Here is a 17,941-nt window from a genome sequence, read left to right on the forward strand (position 1 = left end):
AGACAACCTCATTCTGGCACACTGATGCCGTAGGGGGCCGTCCACACCATCAACCACCGCAAGTGGTTGTGACCGGGATCGTGGCCCCAGCGTCGCGCAAGACCTGACATTTGGGATAATGGGTCTTGGCTTTCGTCAGGACGACATCGAATATGGGGCGCGACCTACATCCCAATCGTCGACCCTGCGAAAGCAGGGACCCATACGCCGGGGCCGATGTTGTCGGTGGGACTCGTCGTTCCAGCATCGCGCAACCATTTGCCGCGGTGGTTATGGGTCCCGGCTTTCGCCGGGACGACGGTGAGGATGGTTCTCGTTTCAAGCTGTCAAACAGCTTGTTCGGTGTTATCAGCCGCGCATTGATCCAGTATTCCAGAGACGCCTGTGCTTGAGCCAAGGGGCCGCGGCGTACTGGATCGCCCGGTCGAGCCGGCCGATGACCGTGTGGGGGTGGGACGCAGATTCGCATTCTCGCGACAGAATTGCTCGAGCGGGGCTCGCGCTCCGCGCGCCCTCAGATGCGCAAATTGCGTTCCGGGGAATGACGGAACAAATCAGCCGCAACGACGCACCCGTCCTTGCGGTCGGGTCCCGCACACGACCCTGTGACCATAGTTGAAGGCTGCGACGACGAAACTTCTGGATTGTTGGCCGCGTAGACGCCAAGACAGGAGCGCTATTCTGCGAAGGTTTCATTGATGCACGACGTCTCGATCCCGGCGGCCCTGATCGCCGGTCTGGTCAGCTTCCTGTCGCCCTGCGTGCTGCCGCTGGTGCCGCCCTATCTGATCTATTTGACCGGCGCGACCATCGAGCAGGTCAACCAGGACGGCGCCACCGCGGCCTCCAAGCGCGCGGTGATGACGGCGGCGCTGATGTTCGTGCTGGGCTTCTCCACCGTGTTCGTCGCGCTCGGCGCCAGCGCGTCCTTTGTCGGCGGGCTGGTGCGCGCCTGGTCGGCCGAGCTCTCGATCCTGGCCGGCATCGTCATCATCATCATGGGCCTGCACTTCCTCGGCGTGACCCGGATCGGCCTGCTGATGCGCGAGGGACGGCTGACCGCGCCCAAGCCGGTCGGGCTGTGGGGCGCCTATGTCATGGGCCTGGCCTTCGCCTTCGGCTGGACGCCATGCATCGGGCCGATCCTGGCGGCGATCCTCTCGATCGCAGCCGCGGAGGCTACGGTGACAAAAGGCGCCGGCCTGCTCGCGGTCTATTCCGCCGGGCTCGGCATCCCGTTCCTGCTTGCGGCCTTCATGGTCAAGCAGTTCTCCTCGCTGTTCGCGCGGATGAAGCGCCATCTCGACGCCGTCGAGCGGGTGATGGGCGCGCTGATGGTGGTCACCGGCATCGGCTTCCTGACCGGAGCAGTGTCCAGCGTCAGCGTCTGGCTGCTGGAAACCTTCCCGGCGCTGCAAAATATCGGCTAGGCCTTCGCGCCGGCGCAGGCCGCTGGCTTTTGGCCGCGCCATGTCGGACCATTGCGGAATCGCCGCAATCCTCATGGGAGCCCGATGGGCCAGGATCGTCAGACGCGCGCCAGCTGGCCGATCTTCAGTTCGCTGCAGTCGTTCCGGCCAAGCGACCTGCCGGGTGATCTGATCGCCGGGCTGACACTCGCCGCGATCGCGATCCCCGAGCAGATGGCGACCGCGCGGCTCGGCGGCTTCTCGCCGCAGATCGGCTTCTTCGCCTTCATGGCTGGCTCGATCGGCTTTGCGATGTTCGGCGCCAACCGCTTCCTGTCCTGCGGCGCCGACTCCACGATCACGCCGATATTCGCCGGCGGCCTCGCGCTGATGGCGACCGCCGGCTCACCGGACTATCAGGCGCTCGCGATGGCGCTGGCGCTGATGGTCGGCGCGATCATGATCGCCGGCAGCCTGTTCAAGCTCGGCTGGATCGCCAATTTGCTGTCGACGCCGGTGACGGTGGGCTTCCTTGCCGGTATCTCCGTCCACATCCTGGTCTCGCAATTGCCCGGCGTGCTCGGCCTGACCACGCCGGACGGGCCGACGCTCTACAAGCTCGGGGTGCTCACCGAGAAGATCGGTCAAACCAATTTCTACACGCTGGCGATCGGCCTCGGCGTGCTGGCGCTGGTCGCCGGATCGGAGAAGATCAGCGCGCGCATTCCGAGCGCGCTGATCGGCCTTGTCGTGGCCACCGTCGCCGTGATCGCCGGCCATCTCGAAAGCAAGGGCGTCAAGGTGGTCGGCACCGTGCCCGGGACGTTGCCGACGCCATCGTTTCCGGACATCGCGCCGGAGCGCTGGATCAAGCTGTTGTCGCTCGCGATCCTGATCGCGGTTGTCGTCATGGTGCAGACCGCCGCGACGACGCGCTCGTTCCTGTCCGATCCGGACAAGCCGGCCGACGTCGATCGCGACTTCCTCGGTGCCGGTGCCGGCAGCCTGCTGTCCGGGCTGTTCGGCGCCTTTCCCGTCAACGCCAGCCCGCCGCGGACCGGCATCGTGTCGGAGACCGGCGGACGTACGCAGCTCTCGGGGCTGTTTGCCGCGGCCATCGTGCTCGCGCTGCTCGCGTTCGGCGCGACGCTGTTGCAGCATGTGCCCGATGCGGCACTCGGCGGGGTTCTGCTGTTCGTGGCACTGCGCATCATCCGCGTGAAGCAGATCGTCGCGATCTTCCGTCAGTCGTTCTATGAATTCCTGCTGGTGGTGGCGACCGCAGCCGCGATCATCGTGCTGCCGATCGAGCAAGGCGTCGCCGTCGGCATCGCTTTGTCGCTGCTGCACGGCATCTGGACCACCACGCGCGGCCAGCTTGCCGAATTCGTCCATGTGCCCGACACCACGATCTGGTGGCCGACGGGCCCGCACGTCACAGGCGAGCGCACGCCCGGCATTGCCGTCGTCGGCCTGCAGGCGCCGCTGTCGTTCCTCAACGCGGAAAGCTTCCACAGCGGCGTGCTCAAGACCATCAGCGCGACGACACCCAAGCCGCGGCTGCTGGTGATCGAAGCCAGCGGCATGATCGAGATCGATTTCACGGCGGCGCAGGCGCTGCGCGATCTGTTCCGCGAATGCCGCGACGACGGCGTGACGGTGGCGGTGGCGCGGCTCGAATCCGAGCGCGCGCAGGACGCCTTCGAGCGCTTCGGTCTCTACGAGGTGTTGCCGCGAGACCACGTCTTCCGCAGCGTCGACGAAGCGGTCCGCACGCTCGGCGGGCAGGCGTAGAGGTTGTTCAGATCCGTCCGTAGCCCGGGTGAGCGAAGCGATACCCGGGAAACCGTTCCCGCATATCGCCTCGCTCATGCGGGCTACGCACTATCCTCCGTCATTGCGAGCAAAGCGAAGCAATCCATCGTGTGGCATATGCGGAAGCACGGATCGCTTCGTCGCTATCGCTCTTCGCAATGACGGAGCTACAAAATTTAGGGCGACTCAGCTGCGTAGCCCGGATGAAGCGAAGCGCAATCCGGGATTTTCTCGCGCGTTGTTGAACCGTCCCGGATTTCGCTTGCGCTCCATCCGACCTACGGGCACTCGCCTCGCCCCGACAACCTCAGGCCTGCTCGCCCTCGAGCGTCGGATGCTCCCTCAAAACTTCCGCCTTGATCGAGCCGGCGTGGATGGCACGAAACAGCGCCCGCCCCGTCTTGATGTTATTGGCCTTCATGCAGAGGCCGACGATCTCGCGCACCGCGGAATCCCGCACCAGCTCGTCGGAGATCTTCATCGCGGTCTCCATCGCGACCTTGGCGGCACGCTCGTAGCGATCACGCTCGATCTGCTGTTTGTTCGGTGAACGCTTGTCGGGCGAGCCGACCGCCTCGGCACAGCCGGCGGCATCGCGGCAGATCGCACGGATCCGCTGCGCAGCCTCGATGTCGCCGAGCGGACGCTCGACGGGATCGTCCCAGATATCCTTGCGCCCGGCCTTGTTGAACCACCACATCGCCGCACCTTGAAAAAAGCACGGCAAGCATAGCTGGCCTTGGCGCAACCTGTGAACCGCGGAGTCCACTTCGTGCCGAGCAAGAGGTGCACACTATGGCCCGGCGGCCACACCGGCCGCCGATCCCCGCGCGAATCGATGTCGAATTCATGGAATAAAGCCCATTTCGGTTCTGATTGCGTCAGAGCCGAGGCTGCGTGACTCTCGCTTGCCGCGTTTTCACGCGAACCGACAACACTCTACGCAGATCGTTTCGGCCCGATCGCCTCGAACTGCGCCTTTTGCTCATCGCTGAGCGTGGCATAGAAATTCTGAAGCGCGGCGCGGACATCCTTGACCGCCTGCAGCATGACGTCGAGCCGCTTGGCAACGAAGGCAAGACGCGCGGGCGGGGTCATCGCCTCGTTGGTCTGGCACGCGGCCTTCAGCTTCCGCGCGGCGTCGGCGCTGGCATCCTGCAGCACCTGAAGCGCACCGCGCTGGGTGTCGCTCAGCTGCAGCCGCGCCTCGATCTCACCCGTCGGCCATTCCTGCATCGCAGGCTGTGCGGCCCCGCAGCTCTGGGCGACCGTCGCGTTCGGATCGCGGGCCGCGGCTTCCTTGCGCTGGTTCTCGGCGAGCGCGTTGAGCCGCGCTTTCTGCTCGTCATCGAGCAGGCCGTAGAATTTGTCCAGCGGAGGCTTCACGATTCCGACCGCGGTGACCATCGCTTCGATCCGCTGCTGCATGGCGGCGAGGCGGTTCGGCGCCGTCAACACCACCTGCGCAGGACATGCCGCCCGAATGACCTGGGCAGCCGCGAGCGACGCGTTGCCGAGTTCGCCGAGCGCTGCCGATTGCGCTTCGGTCGGCTGCACCGTATCCGCGATCTGATCCACCGGCAGGCCGGCGACCGAACGGCTGTCATTGCCGCACATCTGCTCGATGCGCCCGCCGCCGCGGTAACGGCGGCCCGTCCGGCGCTCCGGCAGATAGCCCCTGAGATCGTCATAACCATAAGGCCCGAAGATGCCGGCATAGATGTCCGGATAGCCGTAGCCCCAGAATCCGATGTCGTCGCCCCAGATCGCGTAGTCGTAGATGTCGTTGTATGCGAACGGCCAGAACAGCGGGCCGACCCAGCCGTAGCCGCCGCCGGGATGCTGCCACCAGCCGGTGGCCACCGCCCCGCCGTGCCAGCCGGCGAGCGCCGCGGCCGCGGCGATCTGCGCGCGCGCCGCCGGGTTGCTCAACAGCCGGCCGTTGCGCAATGCGCCGGTGCGCGACAGCGAGTTGAACGTATTGCGCATATGGCCTGGTGCGATCGCGGCATTTCGCATCCGGCCGAAATTGCCGCCCCCGCGCGACGCGAAGGCGCCATGGCCGGCGAAGCCTGATCGCGAGATCGCGTGCGAGCGGCCGAACCCGCCATGATGGCCGCCGCCAAAATGCATGTGGCCGAAGCCATGCCCGCCACGTCCATGGCCACCGCCGTGCCCGTGGCCACCACCATGCCCATGGCCGCCACCATGTCCTCCGCCATGGCCGCCGCCGTGCCCGCCGCCGCCTCGGGCGATCGCATCGCCCGACAGCGCCATCGCAAGGACCACGACCGCAATTCCGATTGCCCGTCCGATCACGGCGTTCTCCCTACGCGCACCGCACACATCGCGGCAACACAAGAGAGACGCCGGGCGGGCGGAAAAGTTCCACACACGACGCACGCCGCGCGGACGTTGGCGGACCCTGCGCGGCGTGACGACGCCTCAGGCGGCCGGGACGATCTTTCCGGGATTGAAGATGTTTTGCGGGTCGAGCGCATGCTTGAGCGCCCGCATCGCGTCGAGCGCCTCGGGGCCAAGCTCGGCCTGCAAGTATTTCTGCTTGCCCTGCCCGATGCCATGCTCGCCGGTGCAGGTGCCATCCATGGCCTGGGCGCGCTCGACCAGGCGGTGCATGAACTCCTCGCCGCGCGCCATCTCGTCCTTGTTGTCGACGTCGCAGAGCAGCGAGCAGTGGAAATTGCCGTCGCCGACATGACCGACGATCGGCGACAGCAGATTGAGCCGCTTGAGATCCTCCTCGGTCTCGGTGACGCAGTCGGCGAGCCGCGAGATCGGCACGCAGACGTCGGTGGCGACCACGCCGATGCTGTCGCCGGGGCGGAGCGCCTTGACGGACCAGTAAGCGTCGTGCCGGGCCTGCCACAGCTTGGTGCGGTCTTCCGGCTTGGTGGTCCAGGTGAAGTCGCCGCCGCCGCATTCGGCGGCGATGTCGCGGAAATTCTTCGACTGTTCGGCGACCTCGACCTCGCTGCCGTGGAATTCCAGCAGCAGCAGCGGCGTCTCCGGCAGCGACAGCTTCGAATAGCTGTTGCAGGCTTTCACCTGCGCGGCATTGAGCAGCTCGATCCGGGCGACCGGAATGCCGATCTGGATCGCGAGGATCGTGGCCTGGCAGGCGCCGCGCACCGTCTCGAACGAACAGGCCGCCGCCGCGATCGTGTCGGGAATGCCGCGCAGGCGGATGGTCAGTTCGGAGATGATGCCGAGCGTGCCTTCGGAGCCGACGAACAGATGGGTCAGGTCGTAACCGGCCGACGACTTCTTGGCGCGCGTGCCGGTCGTGATGATCTCGCCGTCGCCGCGCACCACCTTCAACGCCAGCACGTTCTCGCGCATGGTGCCGTAGCGCACCGCGTTGGTGCCGGAAGCGCGGGTCGAGGTCATGCCGCCGAGCGAGGCATCGGCGCCGGGATCGATCGGAAAGAACAGGCCCTGGTCGCGCAGATGCTCGTTGAGCGCCTTCCGCGTCACGCCGGGCTGGATCACGCAGTCGAGGTCCTCAGCATGCACCTCGAGCACTTTGTTCATGTCGCGCAGATCGATGCAGATGCCGCCCGCGGGCGCGTTGACCTGCCCCTCGAGCGAGGTTCCGGTGCCGAAGGCGATGACCGGCACGCGATTGGCGGCGCAGATTCGCACCACGTCCTGGATGTCGACGGTTTCCTGCGCCATCACGACCGCATCCGGCGGCTGGGTCGGCAGCCATGTGGTGGTATGGGCGTGCTGTTCGCGCACCGCCTGCGACGTGACGATCCGGTTGCCGAACCGCGCCGCCAGCGCGTCGATCGCGCGCTTCAGGGCCTGCGGCTCAGGTCGCGTCACAGTGCTCGAAATCGTTGTCGCCACGTCAAATTTCCTCCCACCTTTAGCCGACCGTGGCAAAGCTTGTATAAGGGGTCAAGAGAGCCTGACTTGAAAAAGTGGACGCCGGAGTCACAGAAAAGCTCATGCTCGAACGCCAGCAAACCGGGGATGGATCATGACTTCAGTGACTGCCACGAGCGAGATGCCGCTTCCGCCGGCCCCGTTCAGATCCTCGGTGATGCAGATCGAGCCGCAATGGATCGACTACAACGGCCATCTCAACATGGCCTACTACAATGTGATGTTCGACCGCGCCATCGACGAGATGTGGCTGCAGCTCGGCATCGGGCCAGCCTACATGAAGGCGCGGCACTGCTCGACCTTCACCGCCGAGTGCCACGTCCGCTATCTCAGGGAAATTCATCTCGGCGATCCCGTGCAAGTCCACGTCCACCTGCTCGGCGCCGACGAGAAGCGCCTGCACACATTCGAGGAGCTGCGCCATGCCACCGAGGGCTGGCTCTCCGCGACCTCGGAAAACCTCACGCTGCACATCGACATGGAGGCGCGCAAGGTGGCGCCGTTTCCGCCCGATATCCGCGCCCGCGCTCGCGCGATCGTCGACAGCTATGCGGGTGTACCACGTCCCGAGGGCATCGGCCGCAACGTGGCGATGCCCTCGGCGCAATAACTTGCCGTTTTCAAGCGAAGCGGCCGCCGGTTCGCGGCCTCGCTAGACCCTTGTGCGGCCGCGCACCAATCCGACCACCGCCGACACCAGAAACAGGATGACGGCGATGAAGAAGATCGCCTTGGCGATTTCGACGGAGGCGCCGGCGATGCCGCCAAAGCCCAAAATGCCCGCGATCAGGGCGATGACCAGGAACGTGACGACCCAGCTCAGCATGATCAAAACTCCGCTTCGTTTCCTTGCTGTTTCTCGGGCGCGGACCTTCGTCCGGCGCGCACCTGTTGAAACAATCCGGCCGGGAAACGCGGGTTCCTGAGCGTGAAACCGCGAAATTTTCGTTGATTTCCGGAACCGGCATTGATGGTGGGCTGCCGGCGAAAGCGTTCCTGTCGATCGCGATAAAACCTGTCAAAACGGCCGATCAGGCCCTATATGGCCTTCAATCCCTGTTAAGAAGGCTCCCCTTCACCATCCTGCGGTGCCATCGTGGGGCCGAGACGATTCGCCAATGACCGAGCCGAGCAAATTGCCCCATCACGGCGTTCCAGAGCACCAGCCGGCGGCTGGCGGCATCGCCGCGCGTGCGCGGGCGGCGGCCGGTCCGCAATATCTGAACGGCCTTAATCCGGAGCAGCGCGAGGCGGTCGAGACGCTCGACGGCCCCGTGCTGGTGCTTGCGGGCGCCGGCACCGGCAAGACGCGCGTGCTGACGACGCGCATCGCGCATATCCTGAGCCAGGGCCGCGCGCGGCCGCACGAACTCCTGTCGGTGACCTTCACCAACAAGGCGGCTCGCGAGATGAAGCTGCGGCTCGGCCAGATGCTCGGCCAAGCGGTCGAGGGCATGCCATGGCTCGGCACCTTCCACTCGATCGGCGGCCGCATCCTGCGCATCCATGCCGAGCTGGTGCAGCTGAAATCCAACTTCACGGTGCTCGACGTCGACGACCAGGTGCGGCTGCTGAAGCAATTGCTGCAGGCCGAGAACATCGACGACAAGCGCTGGCCGGCGCGGATGCTGGCCGGCCTGATCGACGGCTGGAAGAACCGCGGCCTGTCGCCATCGCAGGTGCCGGCGGGCGAAGCCGCCTCGTTCGGCAACGGCAAGGGCGGCAAGATCTACGCGACCTATCAGGAGCGGTTGAAGATCCTCAACGCGGCCGATTTCGGCGACCTTCTGCTCGAGAACATCCGGCTGTTCCGCGAAAATCCGGACGTGCTGCGGCAGTATCAGAGCCGCTTCAAGTTCATCCTGGTCGACGAATATCAGGACACCAACGTCGCGCAGTATCTTTGGCTGCGCCTGCTGTCGCAGGCACCGTCGCGGCCGGGCCAACCGCTCTCGGCGGTGATCCCGGGCGAGCTTACCTCGCCCCGCTTGCGGGGAGAGGTCGGCGCGCAAGGCGCGCCGGGTGAGGGGGACTCTCCGCGGGCTGAGCTCGAGGATAGAGCCCCTCACCCCGACCCTCTCCCCGTGAAGGACGGGGAGAGGGAGCAGACCGCTCTCAAGAACATCTGCTGCGTCGGCGACGATGACCAGTCGATCTATGGCTGGCGCGGCGCCGAGGTCGACAACATCCTGCGCTTCGAGCACGATTTCCCCGGCGCCAAGGTCATCCGCCTCGAGCGCAATTACCGCTCCACCGGCCACATCCTGGCCGCGGCCTCGCATCTGATCGCGCATAATGAAGGCCGGCTCGGCAAGACGCTGCGCACCGAGGACGTCGACGGCGAGAAGGTCACCGTCACCGGCTCCTGGGATTCGGAGGAGGAAGCGCGTGCGATCGGCGAGGAGCTCGAGGAGCTGCAGCGCGCGGGTGAAAACCTCAACGACGTCGCCATTCTGGTGCGCGCCTCGTTCCAGATGCGCGAGTTCGAAGACCGCTTCGTCACGCTCGGCCTGCCCTACCGCGTGATCGGCGGCCCCAGATTCTACGAGCGCGCCGAAATCCGCGATGCGCTGGCCTATTTGCGCACCATCAATTCGTCGGCCGACGATCTCGCCTTCGAGCGCATCGTCAACGTGCCCAAACGGGGGCTCGGCGACGCCACCGTGCAGCTGCTGCACGACCATGCCCGCAAGCGCCGCATTCCGCTGTTCGAGGCGGCGCGCGCCGTGGTCGAGACCGACGAGCTGAAGCCGAAGGCGCGCGGCTCCTTGCGCGATCTCGTCATGCAGTTCGACCGCTGGCGCGCCCAGCGCGAGGTCACCTCGCATACCGAGCTCGCCGAGATCGTGCTCGACGAGAGCGGCTATACCGAGATGTGGCAGAAGGACCGCTCGGCTGATGCCGCCGGCCGGCTGGAGAACCTCAAGGAGCTGGTGCGGTCGATGGAGGAATTCGAGAACCTGCAAGGGTTTCTCGAACATATCTCGCTGGTGATGGACCGCGACGGCGAGGCCGGCGACGAGGCGGTGTCGCTGATGACGCTGCATTCGGCGAAGGGGCTGGAATTCGACAACGTGTTCCTGCCGGGCTGGGAGGAAGGCCTGTTTCCGAGCCAGCGCACGCTGGACGAACAGGGCCGCGCCGGGCTCGAGGAGGAGCGCCGCCTCGCCCATGTCGGGCTGACCCGGGCGCGCCGCCGCGCCAAGATCTACTTCGCCACCAACCGCCGCATCCATGGCACCTGGTCGACCACGATCCCCTCGCGCTTCCTCGACGAGCTGCCGGCGCACAATGTCGAGATCACCGAATCCAAGGGCGGATCGGGCTGGGGCGGCAGCGGCGGCTATGGCGCCTCGCGCTTCGACAACCTCGAATCATTCGGCTCGAGCTATTCGACCCCGGGCTGGCAGCGCGCCCAGGCCAACCGCAACCGCGGCGGCGGGGGCCGCGGCGGCGGCGGCTTCGAGGAGCGGCAATCGTCCTTTTCCTCCGAAAACTTCAATCGCGCCAAGCGCGGCCCTGTGGTGATCGAGGGCGAGCTGGTGGCGAAGTCCACCGGCACGACGTCGGATTTTTCGCTGGATGACCGGGTGTTTCACCAGAAATTCGGCTACGGCCATGTGGTGAAGATCGACGGCAACAAGCTGACCATCGCCTTCGAAAAGGCCGGCGAGAAGAAGGTGGTCGACAGCTTTGTGGAGCGGGTGTGACATAGCGACCTTCTTTGGCGGTCTTCTCTGTTGGTAGCCCTTGACCCCAGTTGATTTCATGGGTTGAGATGGCCCCATGGTCCGGGGGAGGTTTTTCCTTTTTGTCATCGCGTTCACCGCGCCGTCGCTGGCGGTCGCGGAGACGATGAGCTTTGGCGATTCTGCGGCGCAACTGGCCAAGGCCTGCGGCGCCGACATCACCGCCAACTGCCGCGGCGTCAATCTCGACTCCAACCGCCTCAAGGAATGCCTGTCGCGCAACCGCGACGTGATATCGCCGCAGTGCAAGGAGAGCTACTTCTCCACCCTCGATGCGATCCAGAAGCGGATCGTGGCGCGGGTCACCGTTGCGAATGCCTGCGCCCGCGAGATCGTCAAGGTCTGCGGCGGCTCGACCAAGGAGACCAGCAAGTCGGTGCCCTGCCTCGTCAGCGCCAAGGGCCTCAGCCGCAATTGCACCCAGGCGATCAATGACGCGGGGTATCAATGATGCGGCTGTCGAGGCGAGGCTTGCGCGATCCTGGCCTTTTGGCCCTGCTGGGCACGCTGGCTTTGCTGGCGATGCCGATTGCGCTGGGGCGTGCGCAGACCGCCATCACGCGCGACGACGTCATCGCCAAGCTCAATCATTACGAGACAGACGCCGAGATCGATGTCCCCGCGTTGCGCCAGCAGGTGGCCGAACGATCGAAGTCGCGATCGAAGAACGAGCCGCCGCCCTCGAAGCGGCCGCCGATCGCCCCCGATTTGACCAAGCTGCCGACGTTCAACGTCGACATCGCGTTCGACGTCGACACGCCGATCGTGCTGCCGGAGTCGTATCAGACGGTCGGGCGGATCGCCGATGCGTTGACGCACTCCTCGCTGCTGCCCTACACCTTCCTGATCGTCGGCCACATCGAATCGACCGGACGGCGCGAGAACAACGTGCTGCTGAGCCAGCGGCGCGCCGACGCGATCCGCGACATCCTGGTCAACACCTTCAAGATCACACCGAAGCGCCTGCAATCGGTCGGGCTCGGCGAAGAGCAGTTGCTCGATTCCGCCAAGCCCAACGCGCCGGTCAACAACCAGGTGCAGATCATGCTGGTCGCGAAGCTCGCCGACAGCGCGCCGCCCGCGCACCCTGCCCCGGCGGCCGCCGCCAAGAAGCCGGCAAAATCGGCGAAGAAGCACTAGCCTGATCCCGCTCACTTAACGCGGTATGATTCGGACCATCATGTCCGGATTGCTTGGTTCTCGGAATTGCCATGTTGACCAACAGCCGCGATATCATTCGGCGCCTGGAGGGAGAGGGATGGAGCCTTGTCCGGGTTGCCGGTTCTCACCACGTCTTCAAGAATCCCCGGTCGGGCGAAACGCTGGTCGTTCCGCACCCCAAGAAGGACTTGGGAAAAGGCTTGGTGCGTGCCATTTATAAGGGAGCGGGTTGGAAACCCGATTGAGGCAGACCTTGGCTCACTACGTTGCCATCATTGAGGACGCCGGACCGGACTACGCTGTAGGCGTCTGGTTTCCGGACCTGCCCGGCTGCACGTCCGGGGGCGATGATATCGACGAGGCTTTGCGCAATGCCCCTGAGGCGCTGAAGCTCTATGCCGAGGGCCTAAGGGACGATGGACAGGAACTGCCCCGCCCCCGGACATTGACCGAGTTGAAGGCAGACCCCGAAGTCGCCGACGACCTGAAAACCTACATGGTCGCATTGGTCGAACTGCCCGTCAGAGCGCACGCCGCGGAATAAATTTCTGCCCCGGCGGGTGATTGCAGAACGGATCATGCGTCCCTATCTGCGCTTGACCCGCCCCCCGCCCGGGCCCCAATCCGCGCGCCCACTCCCTCACGCTTCCGACTCTTCATGTCGCCGATCATCTCCGTATCCAATCTTTCGAAGACCTATGGCTCCGGCTTCAAGGCGCTGAAGGGCATCAATCTCGATATCGTCAAGGGCGAGATCTTCGCGCTGCTCGGGCCGAACGGCGCCGGCAAGACCACGCTGATCAGCATCATTTGCGGCATCGCCAATCCGAGCGAGGGCCGCATCACGATCGGCGGGCACGACATCATCGCCGACTATCGCGCGGCGCGGTCGATGATCGGGCTGGTTCCGCAGGAACTGCACACCGACGCGTTCGAGTCGGTGTGGGCGACCGTCAGCTTCAGCCGCGGCCTGTTCGGCAAGCCGAAGAACCCCGCCCATATCGAGAAGGTGCTGCGCGACCTGTCGCTGTGGGACAAGAAGGACGACAAGATCATCACGCTGTCCGGCGGCATGAAGCGCCGCGTGATGATCGCCAAGGCGCTGTCGCACGAGCCGCAGATCCTGTTCCTCGACGAGCCGACCGCCGGCGTCGACGTCGAATTGCGCAAGGGCATGTGGGAGGTGGTCCGCACGCTGCAGGCTTCCGGCGTCACCATCATCCTGACCACGCACTACATCGAGGAAGCCGAGGAGATGGCCGACCGCATCGGCGTCATCAACAAGGGCGAGATCATCCTGATCGAGGACAAGGCGACCTTGATGCAGAAGCTCGGCAAGAAGGAGCTGACGCTGCAATTGCAGAACAAGCTCGAGGCCATTCCCGATATTCTGTCTGCCTACAATCTCGAATTGTCCGACGATGGCCGCACCGTGACCTACGATTACGATACCAAGGGCGACCGCACCGGCATCACCAGCCTGCTCAACGATCTCCGCAATGCCGGCATCCGCATCTCGGACCTCGATACGAAACAAAGCTCCCTCGAAGACATCTTCGTCAGCCTGGTGCGGCAAGTTTGAAGTTCCTATCAGTTTCGCCGCACCCTCTTCATAGGAACTTCAAACTCTAATGCCGCACCAGAATCATAAGTTTTCTAGCGCTCCTTCGATTTCGAAGTTCGCATCGGGGGCTCCGCAAATGCATGCGAACTTCGAAATCAGAGCGCTAGTGAGGGCGCCATGAACTACCGCGCAATCCGGGCCATCTATCTGTTCGAAATGGCGCGCACCTGGCGCACGCTGCTGCAGAGCATCGTCTCGCCCGTGGTGTCGACCTCGCTGTATTTCGTGGTGTTCGGCGCCGCGATCGGCTCGCGCATCACCGAGGTCGAGGGCGTCAGCTACGGCACCTTCATCGTGCCGGGACTCGTGATGCTGTCGGTGCTGACGCAAAGCATCTCCAACGCCTCGTTCGGCATCTACTTCCCGAAATTCGTCGGCACGATCTACGAGATCCTGTCGGCGCCGATCTCCTATTTCGAGATCGTCATCGGCTATGTCGGCGCCGCCGCCACCAAGTCGATCATCCTCGGCCTGATCATCCTGGCGACGGCCGGGCTTTTCGTACCCTTGCATATCCAGCATCCGGTGTGGATGCTGACGTTCCTGGTGCTGACGGCGGTCACCTTCAGCCTGTTCGGCTTCATCATCGGCATCTGGGCCGACGGCTTCGAGAAGCTGCAGATGATCCCGATGCTGGTGGTGACACCGCTGACCTTCCTCGGCGGCAGCTTCTATTCGGTGAACATGCTGCCGTCGGGCTGGCGCACCATCACGCTGCTCAATCCCGTGGTCTATCTGATCTCCGGCTTCCGCTGGAGCTTCTACGAGATCGCCGATGTCAGCGTGCCGCTGAGCCTCGGCATGACCGTGGGATTCCTCGTGGCCTGCATGGCCATCGTGGCGTGGATCTTCAGGACCGGCTACCGGCTGAAGAACTGAAAAAGCTTCAGTAGCCCGGATCGAGCGAAGCGCAATCCGGAACCCTATCGCCAAGCCTGCAGAACCCGGATTTCGCTTCGCTTCATCCGGGCTACAGGTTCTTCAACGATCAATAGCAATGGAAATGGCCGTGGCGGTAATAGCCGCGGCAGCGGTGGCCACGGCGGTAGCCGCGATCCGGGATGCCGAACACGCCCTTGACCGCGCCCATGGCGCCACCGACGCCGGCGCCGACGGCGCCGCCAACCACGCCGCCCACCGGGCCTGCGACCCGGTTGCCCTCATAAGCGCCCTCATGGGCGCCGCGGACGATGCCCTGGGCATGGCCGGCATGGGGGACTGCGACCAGCGTCAAAGCAAGGGCTGCGGCCGCAAGCAGGAGCCGCGCGGAGAGGCCGGCTGGGACGACGGCCGCGGTCTTCACCTTGGTGTTGTTCATCTGGATTCCTTGATGCGCGGCGCGAACGCGCCGCCGGGGATTTGTGAAACGCCCATGCGGCCAAATGGTTGCGTGTCGGAGACCGATTGGGCCGCCGTCGCGGCCTGCTCGCGAAAAAGTCAGCCCGCCGTGACAGGCAGGCCCGGCTTCGGCCTTGTTTGCGCCGCGCGCGGGATTAACCATGGCGATTGATCACGGCCTTGGCCCGCCACTGGAACCAAGTTCGGATTCCGTGCATATTGATTGCCGGGGACGGAGAGCCGCTGCTTCGCGAGCAGGCCTGGAGGCCAAAGGTAAAATGCGTTCGTTCCTCATTGCGTTCACTTCCGTGATGCTCTTCACCGCCGGCGCCGCACACGCCAAGGTCGATATCACCATCGACAAGGACAACCAGCAGATGACCGTCGCGGTCGACGGCGTCGCGCGCTATCACTGGCCGGTCTCGACCGGCATCCCGTCGCGCGAAACGCCGAACGGCAGCTTCCGCGCCTTCCGCATGGAAGAGGATCACTACTCCAAGGAATTCGACGACGCGCCGATGCCGCACTCGATCTTCTTCACCAAGATCGGGCACGCGATTCACGGCACCGACTCGGTGAACCGCCTCGGCTCGCCGGCCTCGCATGGCTGCGTGCGGCTGTCGCGCGACAACGCAACCACGCTCTACGCGCTGGTCCAGAAGGAAGGCGTGCTCAACACCACCGTGACGCTGACCGGCTCGTCCCAGGTCGCGCTTGCGCGCAATCCGCGTGGGCGCAACGGCACCGCGGTCGCCCGCCGCGCGCCGCAGCAATATGACGAGCAGTACGGCACCGCCGCCGCCGGCGACCCGGTCGTGCTGACGCCGCAGCCGCGCGACTATCCGGCGCAGGCCCGCACCGATGACGGCTACATCTATCCGGCCGACGGCAGCTCGACCGATCGCCGCTATCCGGCACCGCCGTCAAGCCGCCGCGTCAACGATGCGCAGGCCTATGGCCAGCAGCAGTACTACGGCAATCAGGGCTACGCGCCGGCGCCGCAGGGCTACTACCAGCCGCGCCCCGCCTATCAGCCGCGCGGCTTCTACGGCAACACCTATCAGGACTAGAGCGTTTTCGAACGAATCGGGCGCCGGTTCGCGCGAAGAAAACGCGTCAAAAAAATCTGCCGCACGTTCCTGGTCCACTGACGGCGCCGCAGGCAGCGCGCCGTCAGTTCACGCTCCCCTCACCCGCTTGTGACCGTCGCAAAACGCTCCCGTCATCGTGCGCCGGGGCCCGTCGTCGCGTCGTCATCTGATTGTAAAACTAGCCCGATATTCGGCGGCACAAGCGCCCGCCGGGCCGCTGGAGGCCGATTCACGCGGCATGCCCGATGAAACCAGGGCGAGAAGCGCGGGTCACGTAGGCGAGATCAGAGGTCGACATGAAACGGGGCATCATTGTCCTTTGCCTGTGCATCGTGGCGATGGCCGCTTATTTCACGACGGACAGATGGGCCATCCGTCACACGACGCTGACGTTCCACGACGTTCTGCGCGACGACCGCAACGTCACGGTCGAGGTCGCGGTGCGTCGCGACCGGCAAATGCAGGCGATGGCCGAGATGATCGAGCTGCCGGTCGCGATCCTGAGCCACGGCAACACCGTCAAGAACACCGAGTACTCGTTCCTCACCAATTTGTTCGCGTCGCGCGGCTACCTCGTGGTCAGCATTCAGCATGATCTCGACACCGACGCGCCGATGGTCACCAAGGTCGGCGAGGAATATGTCGGGCGACGCATGCAGTACAATCGCGGCGTCTTCAACATCATGTATGCGATCGACGAGCTCAAGAAGCTCTATCCGAACGCAAACTATCGCCAGCTGACATTGATCGGCCATTCCAACGGCGGCGACATCTCGATGTTCTTCGCCAAGCAGCATCCCGACCTGGTCAAGAAGGTCGTTACGCTGGACAATCTGCGCGTTCCCTTCATCACCGACGGCAGGATCAAGATCCTCTCGTTCCGCTCCAGGGATCCGGTGTTCAAGGCCGATCCGGGCGTCGTGCCCGACGACGAGACCTGCGCGAGACTCGGCATCAAGGTGGTCAGAACCGAATTCCAGCACAACGATCTCAGCGACCGCGGCCCGGACAGTGCGAAGTCGTCGATCCAGGCCGGCGTGGAGCAATTCCTCAACAAGGACGCCGGCGAGCGCACGCCGACGATGCCGCTGCTCGCCGCCTCGACGCCCGCTTCCGCAGGTGCGGCGCCGCCAGAGAACAAATAGTCGCGTCGCGGCTGAAGGCGAACTCGCGCTCTCCGGTGCTGCCGGACAGCGCTTGGAGCCCGCTCCGTTCCGATTGAATCGGAACGGAGCTCCAGATTGTTGCTTTGACTCTAAGCGCGCGCGTGGCGATAGCCGGTGGCAACGAGCCAGATTGCGGAAAGCAGGAAATAGAACGCGCCAAAGCCCGCATAGGGAGCGACATCGAGAATGGTCGGCACAACGGTGCCGATGGACTGGCTGATCATGTAGCCGCCGGCGAGTGCCGACTGTGCGCCGCTCAGGATCATCGCCCATTGCGCGCCATAATGACGCCAGCGCCTGACGCCCGTGTACAATTGCAGCACGCCCGCGAGGATCGCCCAAACCCCGAACACGGCCAGGACGGCATAGCTGCTGTGGCAGAGCGCCACGATCACGGCGAGCGTCGTAATCGTGCTGACCGCGACATTCAGGGCCTGGGACGGGTTGGCCTTCAGGCCGCCGTTGACCCGGGCGTCAGCCAGATTGGCGATGCCGTCCCACGCCGGGTAGATCACGAGCAGAACCGCGGCGGGGCCGGCTTGGCCGCTGAACAGAACGGCGGCGGCGACCCAGGCGACCGAGAAGATGGCGCGCCCGAGATAATAGGATCGCAGCCAGGCGGATTGGGTCGAAAGGTGGCTTAGCATTGACAGACTCCTTGTTTGTCTTCCTACTAGTA

General features: G+C 64.8%; 19 protein-coding genes. 13 read left to right on the top strand and 6 right to left on the bottom strand.

Features of this window, described 5'->3' with window-relative positions; genetic code table 11:
• Positions 1-698 precede the first annotated feature (698 nt).
• Both ACE10X_RS32170 and ACE10X_RS32175 read left to right on the top strand, forming a co-directional pair.
• Positions 699-1,430, top strand: coding sequence for a cytochrome c biogenesis CcdA family protein (locus ACE10X_RS32170; RefSeq protein ID WP_085970815.1), 732 nt, complete (start codon positions 699-701; stop codon positions 1,428-1,430).
• Positions 1,431-1,514: 84 nt separating this feature from the next.
• Complete coding sequence (locus ACE10X_RS32175) at positions 1,515-3,203, top strand: SulP family inorganic anion transporter (protein WP_038388222.1); 1,689 nt, start codon at positions 1,515-1,517, stop codon at positions 3,201-3,203.
• 328 nt (positions 3,204-3,531) lie between these two features.
• Here the strand turns inward: ACE10X_RS32175 and ACE10X_RS32180 are convergent, their stop codons facing one another.
• The 3 genes from ACE10X_RS32180 to ACE10X_RS32190 all read right to left on the bottom strand — a co-directional run bounded on the left by ACE10X_RS32180 (position 3,532) and on the right by ACE10X_RS32190 (position 7,094).
• On the bottom strand, positions 3,532-3,924 hold the full coding sequence (locus ACE10X_RS32180; RefSeq protein ID WP_028342150.1) for a hypothetical protein: 393 nt from the start codon (positions 3,922-3,924) through the stop codon (positions 3,532-3,534).
• A 239-nt stretch (positions 3,925-4,163) separates the two neighbouring features.
• Entirely contained in the window at positions 4,164-5,543 is a 1,380-nt protein-coding gene (locus ACE10X_RS32185; RefSeq protein WP_304557616.1) for a Spy/CpxP family protein refolding chaperone, read from the bottom strand.
• A gap of 126 nt (positions 5,544-5,669) precedes the next feature.
• A complete protein-coding gene (locus ACE10X_RS32190) occupies positions 5,670-7,094 on the bottom strand; it encodes an FAD-binding oxidoreductase (RefSeq protein ID WP_038388219.1) in 1,425 nt (474 codons plus the stop codon).
• A gap of 160 nt (positions 7,095-7,254) precedes the next feature.
• Between ACE10X_RS32190 and ACE10X_RS32195 the strand changes: the two genes are divergently transcribed.
• Complete coding sequence (locus ACE10X_RS32195) at positions 7,255-7,743, top strand: thioesterase family protein (protein WP_038388218.1); 489 nt, start codon at positions 7,255-7,257, stop codon at positions 7,741-7,743.
• Between the two features lie 42 nt (positions 7,744-7,785).
• Here ACE10X_RS32195 and ACE10X_RS32200 read toward each other — a convergent pair whose 3' ends face one another.
• Positions 7,786-7,959: a DUF1328 domain-containing protein gene (locus tag ACE10X_RS32200; protein ID WP_016846258.1), complete on the bottom strand. Its 174-nt coding sequence runs from the start codon at positions 7,957-7,959 to the stop codon at positions 7,786-7,788.
• Between the two features lie 65 nt (positions 7,960-8,024).
• On the opposite strand from ACE10X_RS32200, the gene ACE10X_RS32205 reads away from it, so the two are divergent.
• The 8 genes from ACE10X_RS32205 to ACE10X_RS32240 all read left to right on the top strand — a co-directional run bounded on the left by ACE10X_RS32205 (position 8,025) and on the right by ACE10X_RS32240 (position 14,546).
• Positions 8,025-8,255 (top strand): hypothetical protein, encoded by a 231-nt coding sequence (locus ACE10X_RS32205; RefSeq protein ID WP_375763378.1) that lies wholly within the window; start codon positions 8,025-8,027, stop codon positions 8,253-8,255.
• Positions 8,252-10,843, top strand: a complete 2,592-nt coding sequence (locus ACE10X_RS32210; RefSeq protein WP_375763379.1) for an ATP-dependent helicase — start codon at positions 8,252-8,254, stop codon at positions 10,841-10,843. The genes ACE10X_RS32205 and ACE10X_RS32210 overlap by 4 nt, the downstream gene beginning before the upstream one ends.
• Before the next feature lie 76 nt (positions 10,844-10,919).
• Positions 10,920-11,333, top strand: a complete 414-nt coding sequence (locus ACE10X_RS32215; protein ID WP_038388213.1) for a hypothetical protein — start codon at positions 10,920-10,922, stop codon at positions 11,331-11,333.
• Positions 11,330-12,022: an OmpA family protein gene (locus ACE10X_RS32220; RefSeq protein ID WP_375763380.1), complete on the top strand. Its 693-nt coding sequence runs from the start codon at positions 11,330-11,332 to the stop codon at positions 12,020-12,022. The genes ACE10X_RS32215 and ACE10X_RS32220 overlap by 4 nt, the downstream gene beginning before the upstream one ends.
• Before the next feature lie 71 nt (positions 12,023-12,093).
• Positions 12,094-12,288, top strand: a complete 195-nt coding sequence (locus ACE10X_RS32225; RefSeq protein ID WP_038388211.1) for a type II toxin-antitoxin system HicA family toxin — start codon at positions 12,094-12,096, stop codon at positions 12,286-12,288.
• A gap of 8 nt (positions 12,289-12,296) precedes the next feature.
• Positions 12,297-12,587 carry a type II toxin-antitoxin system HicB family antitoxin gene (locus tag ACE10X_RS32230; RefSeq protein ID WP_038388216.1) on the top strand — a complete coding sequence of 97 codons (291 nt, stop codon included), beginning with the start codon at positions 12,297-12,299 and terminating at the stop codon, positions 12,585-12,587.
• 114 nt (positions 12,588-12,701) lie between these two features.
• Positions 12,702-13,625 carry an ABC transporter ATP-binding protein gene (locus tag ACE10X_RS32235; protein WP_038388210.1) on the top strand — a complete coding sequence of 308 codons (924 nt, stop codon included), beginning with the start codon at positions 12,702-12,704 and terminating at the stop codon, positions 13,623-13,625.
• Between the two features lie 159 nt (positions 13,626-13,784).
• Entirely contained in the window at positions 13,785-14,546 is a 762-nt protein-coding gene (locus ACE10X_RS32240) for an ABC transporter permease (RefSeq protein ID WP_028342160.1), read from the top strand.
• Positions 14,547-14,655: 109 nt separating this feature from the next.
• On the opposite strand, the gene ACE10X_RS32245 is transcribed toward ACE10X_RS32240, so the two are convergent.
• Positions 14,656-14,985, bottom strand: coding sequence for a hypothetical protein (locus ACE10X_RS32245; RefSeq protein WP_018273009.1), 330 nt, complete (start codon positions 14,983-14,985; stop codon positions 14,656-14,658).
• A gap of 298 nt (positions 14,986-15,283) precedes the next feature.
• Here ACE10X_RS32245 and ACE10X_RS32250 point away from each other — a divergent pair, with 298 nt between their 5' ends.
• Together ACE10X_RS32250 and ACE10X_RS32255 are read left to right on the top strand one after the other, a co-directional pair.
• Positions 15,284-16,075, top strand: coding sequence for a L,D-transpeptidase (locus ACE10X_RS32250; RefSeq protein WP_038388209.1), 792 nt, complete (start codon positions 15,284-15,286; stop codon positions 16,073-16,075).
• A gap of 317 nt (positions 16,076-16,392) precedes the next feature.
• Positions 16,393-17,241, top strand: a complete 849-nt coding sequence (locus ACE10X_RS32255; protein ID WP_038388208.1) for an alpha/beta fold hydrolase — start codon at positions 16,393-16,395, stop codon at positions 17,239-17,241.
• A gap of 110 nt (positions 17,242-17,351) precedes the next feature.
• Here ACE10X_RS32255 and ACE10X_RS32260 read toward each other — a convergent pair whose 3' ends face one another.
• Entirely contained in the window at positions 17,352-17,909 is a 558-nt protein-coding gene (locus ACE10X_RS32260) for a DUF308 domain-containing protein (protein ID WP_375763381.1), read from the bottom strand.
• Positions 17,910-17,941: the final 32 nt, after the last annotated feature.

Origin of the sequence: Bradyrhizobium sp. Pha-3 (assembly GCF_042258325.1) — a bacterium.
GTDB classification, from domain to species: Bacteria; Pseudomonadota; Alphaproteobacteria; order Rhizobiales; family Xanthobacteraceae; genus Bradyrhizobium; species Bradyrhizobium elkanii.